Origin of the sequence: Phytopseudomonas dryadis (genome assembly GCF_004327355.1) — a bacterium.
Classification (GTDB): Bacteria; Pseudomonadota; Gammaproteobacteria; order Pseudomonadales; family Pseudomonadaceae; genus Aquipseudomonas; species Aquipseudomonas dryadis.
Genome location: NZ_QJUM01000003.1, coordinates 239823 through 255089, shown reverse-complemented (window position 1 = coordinate 255089; position 15267 = coordinate 239823). Strand labels below are relative to the sequence as shown.

26 protein-coding genes are annotated in these 15267 nt (G+C 57.4%); all 26 read left to right on the top strand.

The annotated features are described in order from the left end of the window. The first annotated feature begins 149 nt into the window (after nt 1–149). The 26 genes from rpsL to secY all read left to right on the top strand — a co-directional run bounded on the left by rpsL (nt 150) and on the right by secY (nt 15257). A complete protein-coding gene (gene rpsL / locus DNK34_RS04105) occupies nt 150–521 on the top strand; it encodes a 30S ribosomal protein S12 (RefSeq protein ID WP_003186084.1) in 372 nt (123 codons plus the stop codon). A gap of 118 nt (nt 522–639) precedes the next feature. Then, on the top strand, nt 640–1110 hold the full coding sequence (gene rpsG / locus DNK34_RS04100; RefSeq protein WP_131175050.1) for a 30S ribosomal protein S7: 471 nt from the start codon (nt 640–642) through the stop codon (nt 1108–1110). Between the two features lie 30 nt (nt 1111–1140). Further along, the gene (gene fusA / locus DNK34_RS04095) at nt 1141–3270 is read left to right on the top strand and encodes an elongation factor G (protein WP_131175049.1); all 2130 of its coding nucleotides are present in this window, start codon (nt 1141–1143) and stop codon (nt 3268–3270) included. A 30-nt stretch (nt 3271–3300) separates the two neighbouring features. Next, nucleotides 3301–4494, top strand: coding sequence for an elongation factor Tu (gene tuf, locus DNK34_RS04090; protein ID WP_131175048.1), 1194 nt, complete (start codon nt 3301–3303; stop codon nt 4492–4494). Between the two features lie 209 nt (nt 4495–4703). Continuing rightward, nucleotides 4704–5015 (top strand): 30S ribosomal protein S10, encoded by a 312-nt coding sequence (rpsJ, locus tag DNK34_RS04085; protein ID WP_013789756.1) that lies wholly within the window; start codon nt 4704–4706, stop codon nt 5013–5015. Between the two features lie 83 nt (nt 5016–5098). Beyond that, the gene (gene rplC, locus DNK34_RS04080) at nt 5099–5734 is read left to right on the top strand and encodes a 50S ribosomal protein L3 (RefSeq protein ID WP_013789757.1); all 636 of its coding nucleotides are present in this window, start codon (nt 5099–5101) and stop codon (nt 5732–5734) included. 12 nt (nt 5735–5746) lie between these two features. Then, complete coding sequence (gene rplD / locus DNK34_RS04075) at nt 5747–6349, top strand: 50S ribosomal protein L4 (RefSeq protein WP_131175047.1); 603 nt, start codon at nt 5747–5749, stop codon at nt 6347–6349. Continuing rightward, nucleotides 6346–6645 (top strand): 50S ribosomal protein L23, encoded by a 300-nt coding sequence (rplW, locus tag DNK34_RS04070; protein ID WP_131175046.1) that lies wholly within the window; start codon nt 6346–6348, stop codon nt 6643–6645. Before rplD ends, rplW begins: the two co-directional genes overlap by 4 nt. Before the next feature lie 14 nt (nt 6646–6659). Further along, nucleotides 6660–7484, top strand: coding sequence for a 50S ribosomal protein L2 (rplB, locus tag DNK34_RS04065; RefSeq protein WP_131175045.1), 825 nt, complete (start codon nt 6660–6662; stop codon nt 7482–7484). A gap of 16 nt (nt 7485–7500) precedes the next feature. Next, complete coding sequence (rpsS, locus tag DNK34_RS04060; RefSeq protein WP_010486981.1) at nt 7501–7776, top strand: 30S ribosomal protein S19; 276 nt, start codon at nt 7501–7503, stop codon at nt 7774–7776. An 11-nt stretch (nt 7777–7787) separates the two neighbouring features. Next, nucleotides 7788–8120, top strand: coding sequence for a 50S ribosomal protein L22 (gene rplV, locus DNK34_RS04055; protein ID WP_003103908.1), 333 nt, complete (start codon nt 7788–7790; stop codon nt 8118–8120). 13 nt (nt 8121–8133) lie between these two features. Next, nucleotides 8134–8820: a 30S ribosomal protein S3 gene (gene rpsC, locus DNK34_RS04050; RefSeq protein ID WP_131175044.1), complete on the top strand. Its 687-nt coding sequence runs from the start codon at nt 8134–8136 to the stop codon at nt 8818–8820. A 12-nt stretch (nt 8821–8832) separates the two neighbouring features. Further along, a complete protein-coding gene (rplP, locus tag DNK34_RS04045; protein ID WP_003243901.1) occupies nt 8833–9246 on the top strand; it encodes a 50S ribosomal protein L16 in 414 nt (137 codons plus the stop codon). Further along, nucleotides 9246–9437 (top strand): 50S ribosomal protein L29, encoded by a 192-nt coding sequence (gene rpmC / locus DNK34_RS04040; protein ID WP_002555481.1) that lies wholly within the window; start codon nt 9246–9248, stop codon nt 9435–9437. The genes rplP and rpmC overlap by 1 nt, the downstream gene beginning before the upstream one ends. A gap of 2 nt (nt 9438–9439) precedes the next feature. Further along, the gene (gene rpsQ, locus DNK34_RS04035; protein ID WP_131175043.1) at nt 9440–9706 is read left to right on the top strand and encodes a 30S ribosomal protein S17; all 267 of its coding nucleotides are present in this window, start codon (nt 9440–9442) and stop codon (nt 9704–9706) included. Nucleotides 9707–9729: 23 nt separating this feature from the next. Next, nucleotides 9730–10098 (top strand): 50S ribosomal protein L14, encoded by a 369-nt coding sequence (gene rplN, locus DNK34_RS04030; RefSeq protein WP_003243907.1) that lies wholly within the window; start codon nt 9730–9732, stop codon nt 10096–10098. 11 nt (nt 10099–10109) lie between these two features. Next, nucleotides 10110–10424, top strand: coding sequence for a 50S ribosomal protein L24 (gene rplX, locus DNK34_RS04025; protein ID WP_131175042.1), 315 nt, complete (start codon nt 10110–10112; stop codon nt 10422–10424). A gap of 20 nt (nt 10425–10444) precedes the next feature. After that, entirely contained in the window at nt 10445–10984 is a 540-nt protein-coding gene (gene rplE, locus DNK34_RS04020) for a 50S ribosomal protein L5 (protein ID WP_131175041.1), read from the top strand. Nucleotides 10985–10996: 12 nt separating this feature from the next. Further along, a complete protein-coding gene (rpsN, locus tag DNK34_RS04015) occupies nt 10997–11302 on the top strand; it encodes a 30S ribosomal protein S14 (RefSeq protein ID WP_131175040.1) in 306 nt (101 codons plus the stop codon). Nucleotides 11303–11502: 200 nt separating this feature from the next. After that, nucleotides 11503–11895, top strand: a complete 393-nt coding sequence (gene rpsH, locus DNK34_RS04010) for a 30S ribosomal protein S8 (RefSeq protein WP_013789766.1) — start codon at nt 11503–11505, stop codon at nt 11893–11895. A gap of 13 nt (nt 11896–11908) precedes the next feature. Beyond that, nucleotides 11909–12442 (top strand): 50S ribosomal protein L6, encoded by a 534-nt coding sequence (rplF, locus tag DNK34_RS04005; protein ID WP_013789767.1) that lies wholly within the window; start codon nt 11909–11911, stop codon nt 12440–12442. 11 nt (nt 12443–12453) lie between these two features. Then, a complete protein-coding gene (gene rplR / locus DNK34_RS04000) occupies nt 12454–12804 on the top strand; it encodes a 50S ribosomal protein L18 (RefSeq protein ID WP_131175039.1) in 351 nt (116 codons plus the stop codon). Between the two features lie 3 nt (nt 12805–12807). Then, nucleotides 12808–13308 carry a 30S ribosomal protein S5 gene (gene rpsE / locus DNK34_RS03995; protein ID WP_131175038.1) on the top strand — a complete coding sequence of 167 codons (501 nt, stop codon included), beginning with the start codon at nt 12808–12810 and terminating at the stop codon, nt 13306–13308. Nucleotides 13309–13310: 2 nt separating this feature from the next. After that, nucleotides 13311–13490 carry a 50S ribosomal protein L30 gene (gene rpmD, locus DNK34_RS03990; RefSeq protein WP_013789769.1) on the top strand — a complete coding sequence of 60 codons (180 nt, stop codon included), beginning with the start codon at nt 13311–13313 and terminating at the stop codon, nt 13488–13490. A gap of 3 nt (nt 13491–13493) precedes the next feature. After that, on the top strand, nt 13494–13928 hold the full coding sequence (rplO, locus tag DNK34_RS03985; RefSeq protein ID WP_013789770.1) for a 50S ribosomal protein L15: 435 nt from the start codon (nt 13494–13496) through the stop codon (nt 13926–13928). Continuing rightward, on the top strand, nt 13929–15257 hold the full coding sequence (secY, locus tag DNK34_RS03980) for a preprotein translocase subunit SecY (protein ID WP_131175037.1): 1329 nt from the start codon (nt 13929–13931) through the stop codon (nt 15255–15257). The last annotated feature ends 10 nt before the right edge of the window (nt 15258–15267 follow it).

Sequence of the window (15267 nt, the reverse complement as noted above, 5' to 3'; positions counted from 1 at the left end):
TCGGCCGCCTGGCGGTCGGGGCCCGTGTCTTGACTGGGGGGGCGAGTCTCTTTAGACTCATGCACCCCTAAATATGGCAGGGCATAAGCCCTGCCATTTTATTTATGTTGTAAATAAATAACGTCGAAAGACGACAGTGGAGCTAGTAGATGGCAACGATCAACCAGCTGGTACGTCAGCCGCGCAAGCGTATCGTCGAGAAATCCGACGTGCCTGCGCTGCAGAACTGCCCGCAGCGTCGTGGCGTGTGCACTCGCGTGTACACCACTACGCCGAAAAAACCTAACTCGGCACTGCGTAAAGTATGCCGCGTACGCCTGACCAACGGTTTCGAGGTTTCCTCGTACATCGGCGGTGAAGGCCACAACCTGCAGGAACACAGCGTCGTGCTGATCCGTGGCGGTCGTGTAAAAGACCTGCCGGGTGTGCGTTACCACACCGTGCGCGGCTCTCTGGATACTTCCGGCGTCAAAGGCCGTAACCAGGGTCGTTCGAAGTACGGTACCAAGCGTCCGAAGTAATCGGTGCTTGAGTTGAAACTGCAGTTTTCCATTTTTCTGAGTCGATAAGAGTAAGGTCGGGCGGAGCCGCAAGGTTCGAGTCCCGAGCTAACCTGAAGACCGTTTGAGGGCTTATCAAATGCCAAGACGTCGTGTAGCAGCCAAGCGCGAAGTGCTTGACGATCCAAAATACGGAAGCCAAATCCTGGCCAAGTTCATGAACCACGTGATGGAAAGCGGCAAGAAAGCCGTTGCCGAGCGTATCGTTTATGGCGCCCTGGACAAGGTCAAGGAACGTAAGAACAGCGATCCCCTGGAAATCTTCGAGAAAGCTCTCGACGCCATCGCTCCGCTGGTCGAAGTAAAGTCGCGCCGTGTAGGCGGCGCCACTTACCAGGTTCCGGTCGAAGTTCGTCCGTCCCGTCGTAACGCCCTGGCCATGCGCTGGCTGGTGGATTTCGCCCGTAAGCGTGGCGAAAAATCCATGGCTCTGCGCCTGGCTGGTGAGTTGCTGGATGCCTCTGAAGGCAAAGGTGCTGCGGTTAAGAAGCGTGAAGACGTGCACCGTATGGCTGAGGCCAACAAAGCGTTCTCGCACTACCGTTTCTAATCCAGGCACCATTCAACTTGCGAGGGCTTTATGGCTCGTACTACAGCAATTAACCGCTACCGTAACATCGGTATCTGTGCCCACGTCGATGCGGGCAAGACCACCACGACCGAGCGGATCCTGTTCTACACAGGTCTCAGCCACAAGATGGGTGAGGTGCACGACGGTGCGGCAACCACCGACTGGATGGTGCAGGAGCAGGAGCGTGGTATCACCATCACCTCCGCTGCCGTTACCACCTTCTGGAAAGGTTCCGTTGGACAGTATGACAACTACCGCGTAAACGTCATCGATACCCCCGGCCACGTTGACTTCACCATTGAAGTCGAGCGCTCGCTGCGCGTACTCGACGGCGCGGTCGTGGTGTTCTGTGGTACTTCGGGTGTCGAGCCGCAGTCGGAAACCGTATGGCGTCAGGCCAACAAGTACGGTGTGCCGCGTATCGTCTACGTGAACAAGATGGACCGTGCCGGCGCCAACTTCCTGCGCGTCGTCGGTCAGATCAAGAGCCGTCTGGGCCACACTCCGGTGCCGATCCAGCTGGCAATCGGTTCCGAAGAGAACTTCGAAGGTCAGGTCGACCTGATCAAGATGAAGGCGATCTACTGGAACGAAGACGACAAGGGCACCACCTATCGCGAGGAAGAGATTCCTGCGGAGCTGGTCGACCTGGCCAACGAGTGGCGCTCGAACATGGTTGAGGCTGCTGCCGAAGCCAACGAAGAGCTGATGAACAAGTACCTTGAAGGCGGTGAGCTGACTGTCGAAGAGATCAAGGCAGGTCTGCGTCTGCGTACGCTGGCCAGCGAGATCGTTCCGGCTGTCTGCGGTTCCTCGTTCAAGAACAAGGGCGTTCCCCTGGTTCTCGACGCCGTCATCGATTTCCTGCCTGCTCCGACCGAAATTCCGGCGATCAAGGGTATCCATCCTGATCTGATCGAGAAGCCGAAAGACGAGCTGGTAGACGCTGATTACGACGAGCGTCACGCTGACGACAACGAGCCGTTCTCGGCCCTGGCGTTCAAGATTGCTACCGACCCGTTCGTCGGTACCCTGACCTTCGTTCGCGTCTACTCGGGCTTCCTGACCTCTGGCGACTCCGTGATCAACTCGGTCAAGGGCAAGAAAGAGCGCGTGGGCCGTATGGTGCAGATGCACGCCAACCAGCGTGAAGAGATCAAGGAAGTGCGCGCTGGCGACATCGCTGCACTGATCGGCATGAAGGACGTCACCACCGGTGACACCCTGTGCAACGCCGACAAGCCGATCATCCTCGAGCGCATGGACTTCCCGGAGCCGGTCATCTCGGTGGCTGTAGAGCCGAAGACCAAGGCTGACCAGGAAAAGATGGGCATCGCGCTGGGCAAGCTGGCTCAGGAAGACCCGTCGTTCCGCGTCAAGACCGACGAAGAAACCGGCCAGACCATCATCTCCGGTATGGGTGAGCTGCACCTGGACATCCTCGTTGACCGCATGAAGCGCGAATTCAACGTCGAGGCCAACATCGGCAAGCCGCAGGTTTCCTACCGCGAGAAGATCACCAAGAACTGCGAGATCGAAGGCAAGTTCGTGCGTCAGTCCGGTGGTCGTGGTCAGTTCGGCCATTGCTGGATCCGCTTCGCTCCGGCCGACGAGGGCCAGGAAGGTCTGGAATTCGTCAACGAAGTCGTGGGCGGTGTGGTTCCGAAGGAATACATCCCGGCCATCCAGAAGGGTATCGAAGAGCAGATGAAGAACGGCGTCGTTGCCGGCTATCCGCTCATCGGCCTGAAGGCTACCGTGTTCGACGGTTCCTACCATGACGTCGACTCCAACGAGATGGCGTTCAAGGTGGCGGCTTCCATGGCGACCAAGCAGCTGGCCCAGAAGGGCGGCGGTGTTGTGCTTGAGCCGATCATGAAAGTGGAAGTGGTAACCCCTGAGGACTACATGGGTGACGTGATGGGTGACCTGAACCGTCGTCGTGGTCTGATCCAGGGTATGGAAGACTCGGTTTCCGGTAAGGTTATCCGTGCCGAGGTTCCGCTGGGTGAGATGTTCGGTTATGCGACCGACGTTCGCTCCATGTCCCAGGGTCGCGCAAGCTACTCCATGGAATTCTCCAAGTACTCCGAGGCTCCGGCGAACATCGTCGAAGCACTGGTTAAAAAACAAGGCTGATAAGGCCCTTTAGGCAAGAGGTTCACTGTCGTGGCTAAAGAAAAATTTGAACGTAACAAACCGCACGTCAACGTCGGCACCATCGGTCACGTTGACCACGGTAAAACCACTCTGACCGCAGCGCTGACCCGCGTTTGCTCCGAGGTTTTCGGTTCCGCCAAGGTTGATTTCGACAAGATCGACAGCGCCCCGGAAGAGAAGGCTCGTGGTATCACCATCAACACCGCCCACGTGGAGTACGATTCGTCTGTACGTCACTACGCGCACGTTGACTGCCCGGGTCACGCCGACTACGTGAAGAACATGATCACCGGTGCAGCCCAGATGGATGGCGCGATCCTGGTCTGCTCGGCCGCCGACGGCCCGATGCCGCAGACTCGCGAGCACATCCTGCTGTCGCGTCAGGTAGGTGTTCCGTACATCGTCGTGTTCCTGAACAAGGCTGACATGGTCGATGACGCCGAGCTGCTGGAGCTGGTGGAAATGGAAGTGCGCGATCTGCTGAGCACTTACGACTTCCCGGGCGACGACACGCCGATCATCATCGGTTCCGCGCTGATGGCACTGAACGGCCAGGACGACAACGAGATGGGCACCACTGCCGTCAAGAAGCTCGTCGAGACCCTGGATAGCTACATCCCTGAGCCGGTTCGTGCCATCGACCGTCCGTTCCTGATGCCGATCGAGGACGTGTTCTCGATCTCCGGCCGCGGTACCGTGGTAACCGGTCGTGTCGAGCGCGGTATCGTCAAGATCCAGGAAGAGATCGAGATCGTGGGTCTGCGTGAAACCACCAAGACCACCTGCACCGGTGTCGAGATGTTCCGCAAGCTGCTCGACGAAGGTCGTGCCGGCGAGAACTGTGGCGTGCTGCTGCGCGGCACCAAGCGTGACGACGTCGAGCGTGGTCAGGTCCTGGCCAAGCCGGGCACCATCAAGCCGCACACCAAGTTCGAAGCAGAAGTGTACGTGCTGTCGAAGGAAGAGGGTGGTCGTCACACTCCGTTCTTCAAGGGCTACCGTCCGCAGTTCTACTTCCGTACCACTGACGTGACCGGTTCGTGCGAACTGCCGGAAGGCGTTGAGATGGTCATGCCGGGCGACAACGTGAAAATGGTTGTTACCCTGATCAAGCCGATCGCCATGGAAGATGGCCTGCGTTTCGCGATTCGCGAAGGCGGCCGTACCGTAGGCGCCGGTGTTGTAGCCAAGATTGCCGAGTAATCGGTAGGTCCTGAAAAAAGCCTCCGCTTGCGGGGGCTTTTTTATGTCCGTCTTCCCTGGCTGGTCAGCCTGCGGGTCGTCGTTGCGCGCAGGCCTCCGGGCATTTGCTTATTGGGTTGACACTGGTGGGGGGCATCTATAGAATCACGCCTCCTTTTAACGGGCGTATTGCGCCTGTTGGGAATAGCAGCTTGGAATCTGAGGTCAAAATGCAAAACCAACAAATCCGTATTCGGTTGAAGGCTTTTGACCATCGCCTGATCGATCAATCAACCCAGGAAATCGTGGAAACCGCGAAACGTACTGGTGCTCAGGTGCGTGGTCCGATTCCTCTGCCTACTCGCAAAGAGCGGTTCACCGTATTGACTTCCCCGCACGTCAACAAAGACGCGCGTGATCAATACGAGATCCGTACTCATAAGCGCGTTCTGGACATCGTCCAGCCAACGGATAAAACCGTTGATGCGCTGATGAAGCTCGATCTTGCGGCTGGCGTGGAAGTACAGATCAGCCTCGGCTAAAACCTTGGGGTTTTAGTCGTGTAACGCTCTGAAATGGGCGGCCATAGCGGGTGAAAGCCCCGTACACTCATGAGGTTTACAACATGACTATTGGTGTAGTCGGTCGTAAGTGCGGCATGACCCGCATTTTCACCGAAGAAGGTGTCTCCATTCCGGTCACGGTCATCGAGATCGAGCCGAATCGCGTCACCCAGTTCAAAACTGAGGAGTCCGATGGCTATCGTGCAGTGCAAGTCACTGTCGGCGAGCGTCGCGTTTCTCGTGTCAGCAAGGCTCAGGCCGGTCACTTCGCCAAGGCGAACGTCGCGGCAGGTCGTACCGTTCTGGAATTCCGTCTTGAAGAAGGCGACTACCAGGCTGGCGATCTGATCAACGCTGAAATCTTCCAAGCTGGTCAACTGGTCGACGTGACCGGTCAGTCCAAAGGTAAAGGCTTTGCCGGTACCATCAAGCGTTGGAACTTCCGCGGCCAAGACAACACTCACGGTAACTCCGTGTCCCACCGCGTTCCGGGTTCGATTGGCCAGTGCCAGACTCCGGGTCGTGTCTTCAAGGGCAAGAAAATGTCCGGTCACATGGGTGCTGAGCGCGTGACTGTGCAGTCCCTGGAAGTTGTGCGCGTCGACGCTGAACGCAATCTGCTGCTGGTCAAGGGTGCTGTTCCTGGCGCTACTGGCGGCAACCTGGTTGTGCGTCCGGCGGCCAAGGCTCGCGGTTAAGGGGAAGCTGACATGCAATTAAATGTAAATGGCGCTCAAGCGATCGAAGTGTCCGAAGCGACTTTCGGTGGCGATTACAACGAGACCCTGGTTCACCAAGCAGTCGTGGCCTACATGGCCGGCGGCCGTCAGGGCAGCAAGCAGCAGAAGACCCGTTCCGACGTGTCCGGCGGCGGCAAACGCCCATGGCGTCAGAAGGGTACTGGCCGTGCGCGTGCCGGTACCACTCGTGGTCCGATCTGGCGTGGCGGTGGTGTGACCTTCGCGGCCCGTCCGCAGAATCACGACCAGAAGCTGAACAAGAAGATGTATCGCGCGGCGATCCGTTCGATTCTTGCTGAGCTGGTTCGTAGCGACCGTCTGGTCGTGGTCGAGGACTTCGCTGTCGAAGCTCCGAAAACCAAAGAACTGCTGGGCAAGCTGAATGGTCTGGGTCTGAACGACGTTCTGATCGTTTCCGACGCTGTGGATCAAAATCTGTACCTGGCTGCTCGCAACCTGCCGCATGTCGATGTTCGTGACGTGCAGGGTTCCGATCCGGTCAGTCTGATCGCGTATGAAAAGGTGCTGATCACCGTTTCTGCCGTGAAGAAATTCGAGGAGCTGCTGGGATGAACCAGGAACGCGTATTCAAAGTGCTGCTTGGCCCGCACATCTCCGAGAAGGCCACGACTCTGGCTGATAAGAAAAGCCAATTCGTTTTCAAGGTTGCAACCGATGCAACCAAGCTGGAAATCAAGAAGGCCGTCGAAAGCCTGTTCAGCGTGAAGGTTCAGCATGTCACTACTCAGAACGTTCTGGGTAAGAGCAAGCGCACCGCTCGCGGTCTGGGCAAGCGTAACGACTGGAAGAAGGCGATCATCTCCCTTCAACCGGGCCAAGATCTCGATTTCGCCAGCAGTGCTGAGTAAGGAAGGGGTGCATCATGGCAATCGTTAAATGCAAACCGACTTCCGCTGGCCGCCGTTTTGTGGTCAAGGTGGTCAACCAGGAGCTGCACAAAGGCGCTCCTCACGCTCCGCTGCTCGAGAAGAAGTCGAAGACTGGCGGTCGTAACAACAACGGCCGTATCACTACCCGTCATATCGGTGGTGGTCACAAGCAGCATTACCGTCTGGTCGATTTTCGTCGCAACGACAAAGATGGCATCCCTGCCACTGTCGAGCGCATCGAATATGACCCGAACCGTACCGCGCACATCGCTCTGCTGAAATACGCCGACGGTGAGCGTCGTTACATCATCGCCCCCAAAGGTGTATCTGCCGGTGACCAGCTGGTCGCGGGTTCGATGGCGCCGATCAAGGCCGGTAACAGCCTGCAGCTGCGCAACATTCCGGTGGGTTCGACCGTTCACGGTATCGAGCTGAAGCCGGGCAAAGGCGCGCAGATCGCTCGTTCCGCTGGTGCTTCGGCGCAGCTGATCGCTCGTGAAGGCGTGTATGTCACCCTGCGTCTGCGCAGCGGTGAAATGCGTAAAGTGCTGGCCGAGTGCCGCGCGACCCTGGGTGAAGTCTCGAACTCCGAGCACAGCCTGCGTTCGCTGGGTAAAGCCGGTGCCAAACGCTGGCGTGGCGTTCGCCCGACCGTTCGTGGTGTTGCCATGAACCCGGTCGACCACCCACACGGTGGTGGTGAAGGTCGTACCTCTGGTGGTCGTCATCCGGTGTCTCCATGGGGCTTCCCGACCAAGGGCGCGAAGACTCGTGGTAACAAACGCACCGACAACATGATCGTCCGTCGTCGCAAGTAAATAGAGGGATACGACAGTGCCACGTTCTCTGAAAAAAGGTCCTTTTATTGATCTTCACCTACTGAAGAAGATCGAAGTGGCGGTGGAAAAGAACGATCGCAAGCCGGTGAAAACCTGGTCGCGTCGTTCGATGATCCTGCCGCAGATGGTCGGTCTGACCATCGCCGTGCATAACGGTCGTCAACATGTCCCCGTTCTGGTGAACGAAGACATGGTCGGCCACAAACTGGGCGAGTTCGCCGGTACCCGCACTTATCGTGGGCACGTGGCTGACAAGAAAGCCAAGCGTTAAGGGGTAAGGAAATGGAAGTAGCCGCTAAGTTGTCGGGCGCTCGAATCTCCGCCCAGAAAGCCCGCTTGGTCGCCGACCAGATCCGCGGGAAGAAGGTGGGCGAAGCGCTCAACCTGCTGGCTTTCAGCAGTAAGAAAGCCGCGGAAATCATGAAGAAAGTGCTGGAGTCGGCTGTAGCCAACGCCGAGCACAACGAAGGCGCAGACGTTGATGACCTGAAGGTCAGCACCGTTTTCGTCAACGAAGGGCGTTCGCTGAAGCGCATCATGCCGCGTGCCAAAGGCCGCGCTGATCGCATCGTCAAGCGGTCTTGCCATATCACTGTCAAGGTTGCGGACAAGTAACGGAGTCGATCAGATGGGTCAGAAAGTACATCCCATTGGCATTCGCCTGGGAATCGTCAAGGATCACACCTCCGTCTGGTACGCAGACGGTCGGACTTATGCGGACTACTTGTTCGCTGATCTGAAGGTGCGTGAGTATCTCCTCGACAAACTAAAAAGCGCGTCCGTAAGCCGTGTCGACATCGCTCGCCCGGCCCAAACCGCACGCATCACCATCCACACCGCCCGTCCCGGTATCGTGATCGGCAAGAAAGGTGAAGATGTTGAGAAGCTGCGTCAGGACCTGACCAAGCAAATGGGTGTGCCTGTGCACATCAATATCGAAGAGATCCGCAAGCCGGAGCTCGACGGTATGCTGGTTGCGCAGAGCGTAGCTCAGCAGCTGGAGCGTCGTGTGATGTTCCGTCGCGCCATGAAGCGCGCTGTACAGAACGCCATGCGTATCGGTGCCAAGGGCATCAAAATCCAAGTGAGCGGTCGTCTCGGTGGTGCTGAAATCGCACGGACCGAATGGTATCGCGAAGGTCGTGTGCCGCTGCACACCCTGCGTGCCGATATCGACTATGCCACGTACGAAGCGCACACCACCTACGGTGTGATCGGTGTCAAGGTTTGGATCTTCAAGGGCGAAGTAATTGGTGGTCGCCATGAAGAACTGAAGCCGCAAGCACCCGCGCCTCGTAAAAAAGCTGCTAAGTAAGGGGTACGCCAAATGTTGCAACCAAAGCGTACGAAGTTCCGCAAGCAGATGACCGGCCACAACCGTGGTCTGGCTCAGCGCGGTAGCAAAGTCAGCTTCGGCGAGTTCGCGCTGAAGTCTGTTGCCCGCGGTCGTCTCACCGCCCGCCAGATCGAGTCCGCTCGTCGTGCTCTGACTCGTCACGTCAAACGTGGCGGGAAAATCTGGATTCGCGTGTTCCCTGACAAACCGGTTACCAAGAAGCCTCTCGAAGTGCGGATGGGTAAAGGGAAGGGTGGCGTTGAATATTGGGTAGCCCAGATCCAGCCAGGCAAGGTCCTGTACGAGATCGAAGGCGTTTCCGAAGAGTTGGCGCGTGAGGCTTTCGCCCTGGCTGCTGCAAAGCTGCCGCTCGCCACCACTTTTGTTAAGCGGACGGTGATGTGATGAAAGCGAATGAACTTCGTGAAAAATCAGCACAGCAGCTGAACGAGCAACTGCTCGGCCTGCTGCGCGACCAGTTCAATCTGCGCATGCAGAAAGCAACTGGCCAGTTGGGGCAGTCTCACCTGCTCTCGCAAGTTAAGCGCGACATCGCTCGTGTGAAAACTGTGCTCAACCAGCAGGCAGGTAAGTGATCATGGCTGAAGCCGAAAAAACAGTCCGTACGCTGACCGGCCGTGTTGTCAGCGACAAGATGGACAAGACCATCACCGTATTGATCGAGCGTCGCGTCAAGCACCCGATCTACGGCAAATATGTCAAGCGTTCGACCAAGCTGCACGCGCACGACGAAAGCAACCAGTGCCACATCGGCGACAAGGTTTCCATCCGTGAAACCCGTCCGCTGGCCAAGACCAAGTCTTGGGCGCTGGTTGAAGTTCTCGAACGCGCAGTGGAAGTCTAAGGGCTAAGGGTCGGAGAAATTATATGATTCAGACTCAATCCATGCTCGATGTGGCCGACAACAGTGGTGCACGCCGCGTCATGTGCATCAAGGTGCTGGGTGGCTCGCATCGCCGCTACGCTGGCATTGGCGACATCATCAAGGTCACCGTCAAGGAAGCGATTCCGCGCGGTAAAGTGAAGAAGGGCCAGGTGATGACCGCTGTCGTCGTCCGTACCCGTCACGGCGTTCGCCGTGCCGATGGCTCGATCATTCGCTTTGACGGCAACGCTGCTGTTCTGCTGAACAACAAGCAGGAGCCGATCGGCACCCGTATCTTTGGGCCCGTGACCCGTGAGCTTCGTTCCGAGAAGTTCATGAAGATCGTCTCGCTCGCCCCTGAAGTGCTGTAAGGAGATCCGACATGCAAAAGATTCGTCGTGACGACGAGATCATCGTGATCGCCGGCAAAGACAAAGGTAAGCGTGGCAAGGTGCTCAAGGTTCTCGCTGACGACCGTCTGGTCGTTGGTGGGATCAACCTGGTCAAGCGCCATACCAAGCCGAACCCGATGTCGGGCGTTCAAGGCGGTATCGTCGAGAAAGAAGCGCCGCTGCACGCTTCCAACGTGGCCATCTTCAATGGCGAAACCAACAAGGCTGACCGCGTTGGTTTCAAAATCGAAGACGGTAAGAAAATTCGTGTCTTCAAGTCGACCCAAAAAGCGGTTGATGCTTGAACACTGCTAGGTAGAAGACCATGGCACGACTAAAAGAGATTTACCGGAAGGAAATCGCACCGAAGCTTAAGGACGAACTTAAGCTGTCGAACGTGATGGAAGTTCCGCGCATCACCAAAATCACCCTGAACATGGGCCTGGGCGAAGCGATCGGCGACAAGAAAGTCATCGAGCACGCGGTTGCCGACCTGGAAAAGATCACCGGTCAGAAAGTCGTCGTGACTCATGCCCGTAAGTCGATTGCAGGCTTCAAGGTCCGTGAGGGCTGGCCGATCGGCGTCAAGGTAACCCTGCGTCGCGAGCGTATGTACGAGTTCCTGGATCGTCTGCTGTCCATCTCCCTGCCGCGCGTGCGTGACTTCCGCGGCCTGAATGCCAAGTCCTTCGACGGTCGTGGCAACTACAGCATGGGCGTGAAAGAGCAGATCATCTTCCCGGAAATCGATTACGACAAGATCGATGCGCTGCGCGGTCTGGACATCACCCTGACCACCACTGCCCGTACGGATGACGAAGGTCGCGCTCTGCTGCGCGCCTTCAAATTCCCGTTCCGCAACTGATTGGAGTAGGAAATGGCCAAGACGAGCATGAAAAACCGCGAGCTGAAGCGTCAGCGCACGGTTGCCAAGTACGCTAAGAAGCGTGCCGAGCTGAAAGCCACCATCGTCAATCCGGAAACCTCTCCGGAAGCGCGTTGGGAAGCCCAGGTCGCTCTGCAGAAGCAGCCGCGTGACGCCAGTGCTTCGCGCCTGCGTAACCGCTGCCGCATTACCGGTCGTCCGCACGGCGTTTATCGCAAGTTCGGTCTGTCGCGTATCAAGCTGCGTGAAGCTGCAATGCGCGGTGACGTACCAGGTCTGGTCAAGGCCAGCTGGTAAGTCATTGCGGCAATCGCTGGCGCGACACCTTCGGGTTGCGCTCCGGCGATCAGGCTAAATGAATCAAGCCCCTTTTGGGGCTTGATTCATTTTTGATCAGTCTCTAGAATGCTCGGCTCGCCTGAGCCTGGGTTTTGCCCGGCAGTCTGGTGACTCTTAGCCGAAAGGCTAATTCTTTTTGTATCAGGAGCGTCTAGCCCATGAGTATGCAGGACCCGTTAGCGGACATGCTAACTCGTATCCGTAATGCCCAGATGGCTGAAAAGTCCGTCGTAAGCATGCCTTCTTCTACCCTGAAGGTGGCTGTAGCCAAAGTTCTGAAAGACGAAGGTTATATTGCGGGTTATCAGATCAGCGGCGAAGCAAAGCCGCAGCTGTCCATCGAGCTGAAATACTTCGAAGGCCGTCCGGTCATCGAGGAAGTCAAGCGCGTGAGCCGTCCCGGCCTTCGCCAGTACAAGTCCGTCGATGATCTGCCGAAAGTTCGCGGCGGTCTCGGTGTTTCCATCGTCTCCACCAACAAAGGTGTGATGACGGACCGCGCTGCGCGCGCTGCCGGTGTCGGCGGCGAAGTGCTTTGCACTGTGTTCTAAGGGGGGGATAAGCATGTCTCGCGTTGCTAAGAACCCCGTCAAGCTGCCTGCTGGTGTAGAGATCAAACTCGCCGGCCAGCAGCTTTCGGTGAAGGGTGCCAAGGGCACTCTGGAACTGAACGTTCACTCGTCCGTTGAAGTGCTGCAGGAATCCGGTGAGCTGCGTTTCGCTGCTCGCAATGGCGACCAGCAGACTCGCGCCATGGCCGGTACTACCCGTGCTCTGGTCAACAACATGGTCATCGGCGTCAGTCAGGGCTTCGAGCGTAAGCTGCAGCTGATCGGTGTTGGTTACAAGGCGCAAGCCAAGGGCCAAGTACTGAACCTGGCGCTGGGCTTCTCTCACCCTATCGACTATCAACTGCCGGAAGGCGTTGTGGCCGAAACCCCGAACCAGACCGAGATCCTGATCAAGGGTGTCGACAAACAACTGGTTGGTCAGGTTGCCGCGGAGATTCGTGACTTCCGCCGTCCTGAACCTTACAAGGGCAAAGGTGTTCGTTACGCTGACGAAGTCGTCCGCCGTAAAGAAGCCAAGAAGAAGTAAGGGGCTAGGAAATGACCGACAAAAAAGTTACTCGTCTGCGTCGCGCTCGCAAAGCACGCCTGAAAATGCACGAGCTCGAAACCGTGCGTCTGTGCGTGTACCGCTCTTCGCAGCACATCTATGCCCAGGTCATCTCGGCCGACGGCAGCAAGGTTCTGGCCAGCGCCTCTACCTTGGACAAAGCACTGCGTGACGGCGCCACCGGCAACGTCGACGCGGCCAAGAAAGTTGGCGAACTGGTCGCCGAGCGTGCGAAAGCCGCTGGTGTGACCCAGGTTGCATTCGACCGTTCTGGCTTCAAGTACCACGGCCGCGTCAAGGCGCTGGCTGATGCTGCTCGTGAAGGCGGGCTGGAGTTCTAAGTTATGGCAAATAACGACCAAAAGCGCGACGAAGGCTATATCGAGAAGCTGGTTCAGGTTAACCGCGTTGCCAAGACCGTCAAGGGCGGCCGTATCTTCACCTTCACCGCGTTGACCGTGGTGGGTGATGGCAAGGGCCGCGTTGGTTTCGGCCGTGGCAAGTCCCGCGAAGTGCCGGCTGCCATCCAGAAAGCGATGGAAGCTGCGCGTCGCAACATGATCCAGGTGGATCTGAACGGCACCACGCTGCAGTACGCAATGAAATCCGCCCATGGCGCCTCCAAGGTGTTCATGCAGCCTGCTTCCGAAGGTACCGGCATCATCGCCGGTGGCGCCATGCGTGCCGTCCTGGAAGTCGCCGGTGTTCAGAACGTTCTGGCCAAGTGCTACGGCTCGACCAACCCTGTGAACGTGGTACATGCCACTTTCAAAGGTCTGAAGGCTATGCAGTCTCCGGATTCGGTTGCAGCCAAGCGTGGCAAGAGTGTCGAGGAGATTCTCTAACCATGGCTAACACAGTCAAAGTGACTCTGATCAAGAGCACCAATGGCCGCCTGGCCAATCACAAAGCCTGCGTCAAGGGTCTCGGCCTGCGTCGTATCAATCACACCGTCGAGGTTCTGGATACTCCGGAAAATCGCGGCATGATCAACAAGGCTTATTACCTTCTCCGTGTGGAGGGTTGATCCATGTACCTGAACGATTTGAGTCCAGCGCCGGGTTCCCGTCGCGAGAAGCACCGTCCGGGCCGTGGTATCGGTAGCGGTTTGGGCAAGACCGGTGGCCGTGGCCACAAAGGTCAGACCTCGCGCTCCGGTGGCACCATTGCTCCGGGTTTCGAAGGCGGCCAGCAGCCTCTGCACCGCCGTCTGCCCAAGTTCGGTTTCGTATCCCTGAAGGCTATGGATCGCGCAGAAGTGCGTACGTCCGAGCTGAACAAGATCGAAGGCGACGTAGTTACTCTGCAGGCGCTGAAGGATGCCAACCTGATTAATCAAAACGTACAGCGTGTGAAAGTCATGCTGTCCGGTGAGATTACTCGCGCGGTCACCCTTAAAGGTATCGCCGCCACCAAAGGTGCGCGCGCGGCTATCGAAGCAGCTGGCGGTAAGTTCGAGGAATAAATGGCTAAGCAAGGTGCTCTCTCAGCGCTCAGCAATGGCGGGTTGTCCGAGCTCTGGGCTCGTCTGCGCTTTCTGTTCATGGCGATCATCGTCTATCGAATCGGCGCGCATATCCCAGTTCCAGGTATAAACCCGGATCGTCTAGCTGATCTGTTTCGACAGAATGAGGGGACCATTCTTAGCTTGTTCAACATGTTTTCCGGCGGTGCGCTGGAGCGGATGAGCATCTTTGCACTGGGGATCATGCCGTACATCTCGGCATCGATCATCATGCAGCTGATGACCGCCGTCAGCCCGCAGCTGGAGCAGTTGAAGAAGGAAGGTGAGGCTGGTCGTCGCAAGATCAGCCAATACACCCGCTACGGCACCTTGGTTCTGGCCTTCGTCCAGGCTATCGGCATGTCCGTTGGTCTGGCGAGTCAGGGCGTGGCGTTTTCGGTCGATTTCGGCTTCCACTTCGTTGCAGTCACCACCTTCGTGGCGGGTGCGATGTTCATGATGTGGTTGGGCGAGCAGATCACCGAGCGCGGTGTTGGCAACGGTATTTCGATGCTGATTTTTGCGGGCATCGTAGCCGGTCTGCCGTCGGCGATCGGGCAGTCTTTCGAGTCTGCTCGGCAGGGCGATATCAACATCTTCGCCCTCATCGCCATCGGTTTGCTGGCAGTAGCGATCATCGGTTTTGTGGTGTTCATTGAGCGTGGCCAGCGTCGCATTGCGGTGCACTACGCCAAGCGTCAGCAGGGCCGTAAGGTCTTCGCGGCGCAGACCAGCCACCTGCCGTTGAAGGTGAACATGGCGGGCGTAATCCCGGCCATTTTCGCCAGCAGCCTTCTGTTGTTCCCGGCCTCGCTGGGTGCCTGGTTTGGTCAGTCCGAAGGTATGGGCTGGCTGCAGGATATTTCACAGGCTATCGCTCCTGGTCAGCCGTTGAACATTTTGCTGTTTAGTGCAGGGATCATTTTCTTCTGCTTCTTCTATACAGCACTGATGTTCAACCCGAAAGACGTAGCGGAAAACCTGAAGAAGTCCGGTGCCTTTATTCCGGGTATCCGTCCCGGTGAGCAGTCGGCGCGCTATATCGATGGCGTTCTGACCCGCTTGACCATGTTCGGTGCTCTGTACATGACGGCCGTATGCTTGTTGCCCCAGTTCCTGGTGGTGGCGGCCAACGTACCGTTCTACCTTGGCGGGACCTCGTTGCTGATCGTGGTAGTGGTTGTGATGGACTTCATGTCGCAAGTACAATCGCACCTCGTTTCGCACCAGTACGAATCCCTGATGAAGAAAGCCAACCTGAAGGGCTACGGCAGCGGCATGCTCCGCTGAAGTGTCCATA

What these genes read in the sequence shown, in the direction of transcription:
- rplF (WP_013789767.1), top strand. Translation starts at nt 11,909, where the DNA reads ATGTCTCGCGTTGCTAAGAACCCCGTCAAGCTGCCTGCTGGTGTAGAG.
- rpsN (WP_131175040.1), top strand. Translation starts at nt 10,997, where the DNA reads ATGGCCAAGACGAGCATGAAAAACCGCGAGCTGAAGCGTCAGCGCACG.
- rplB (WP_131175045.1), top strand. Translation starts at nt 6,660, where the DNA reads ATGGCAATCGTTAAATGCAAACCGACTTCCGCTGGCCGCCGTTTTGTG.
- rplE (WP_131175041.1), top strand. Translation starts at nt 10,445, where the DNA reads ATGGCACGACTAAAAGAGATTTACCGGAAGGAAATCGCACCGAAGCTT.
- rplP (WP_003243901.1), top strand. Translation starts at nt 8,833, where the DNA reads ATGTTGCAACCAAAGCGTACGAAGTTCCGCAAGCAGATGACCGGCCAC.
- rplO (WP_013789770.1), top strand. Translation starts at nt 13,494, where the DNA reads ATGTACCTGAACGATTTGAGTCCAGCGCCGGGTTCCCGTCGCGAGAAG.
- rplX (WP_131175042.1), top strand. Translation starts at nt 10,110, where the DNA reads ATGCAAAAGATTCGTCGTGACGACGAGATCATCGTGATCGCCGGCAAA.
- rplD (WP_131175047.1), top strand. Translation starts at nt 5,747, where the DNA reads ATGCAATTAAATGTAAATGGCGCTCAAGCGATCGAAGTGTCCGAAGCG.
- rpsE (WP_131175038.1), top strand. Translation starts at nt 12,808, where the DNA reads ATGGCAAATAACGACCAAAAGCGCGACGAAGGCTATATCGAGAAGCTG.
- rplC (WP_013789757.1), top strand. Translation starts at nt 5,099, where the DNA reads ATGACTATTGGTGTAGTCGGTCGTAAGTGCGGCATGACCCGCATTTTC.
- rplW (WP_131175046.1), top strand. Translation starts at nt 6,346, where the DNA reads ATGAACCAGGAACGCGTATTCAAAGTGCTGCTTGGCCCGCACATCTCC.
- rplV (WP_003103908.1), top strand. Translation starts at nt 7,788, where the DNA reads ATGGAAGTAGCCGCTAAGTTGTCGGGCGCTCGAATCTCCGCCCAGAAA.
- secY (WP_131175037.1), top strand. Translation starts at nt 13,929, where the DNA reads ATGGCTAAGCAAGGTGCTCTCTCAGCGCTCAGCAATGGCGGGTTGTCC.
- rpsC (WP_131175044.1), top strand. Translation starts at nt 8,134, where the DNA reads ATGGGTCAGAAAGTACATCCCATTGGCATTCGCCTGGGAATCGTCAAG.
- rplR (WP_131175039.1), top strand. Translation starts at nt 12,454, where the DNA reads ATGACCGACAAAAAAGTTACTCGTCTGCGTCGCGCTCGCAAAGCACGC.
- rpsQ (WP_131175043.1), top strand. Translation starts at nt 9,440, where the DNA reads ATGGCTGAAGCCGAAAAAACAGTCCGTACGCTGACCGGCCGTGTTGTC.
- fusA (WP_131175049.1), top strand. Translation starts at nt 1,141, where the DNA reads ATGGCTCGTACTACAGCAATTAACCGCTACCGTAACATCGGTATCTGT.
- rpsH (WP_013789766.1), top strand. Translation starts at nt 11,503, where the DNA reads ATGAGTATGCAGGACCCGTTAGCGGACATGCTAACTCGTATCCGTAAT.
- rpmD (WP_013789769.1), top strand. Translation starts at nt 13,311, where the DNA reads ATGGCTAACACAGTCAAAGTGACTCTGATCAAGAGCACCAATGGCCGC.
- rpsJ (WP_013789756.1), top strand. Translation starts at nt 4,704, where the DNA reads ATGCAAAACCAACAAATCCGTATTCGGTTGAAGGCTTTTGACCATCGC.
- rpmC (WP_002555481.1), top strand. Translation starts at nt 9,246, where the DNA reads ATGAAAGCGAATGAACTTCGTGAAAAATCAGCACAGCAGCTGAACGAG.
- rplN (WP_003243907.1), top strand. Translation starts at nt 9,730, where the DNA reads ATGATTCAGACTCAATCCATGCTCGATGTGGCCGACAACAGTGGTGCA.
- rpsL (WP_003186084.1), top strand. Translation starts at nt 150, where the DNA reads ATGGCAACGATCAACCAGCTGGTACGTCAGCCGCGCAAGCGTATCGTC.
- rpsG (WP_131175050.1), top strand. Translation starts at nt 640, where the DNA reads ATGCCAAGACGTCGTGTAGCAGCCAAGCGCGAAGTGCTTGACGATCCA.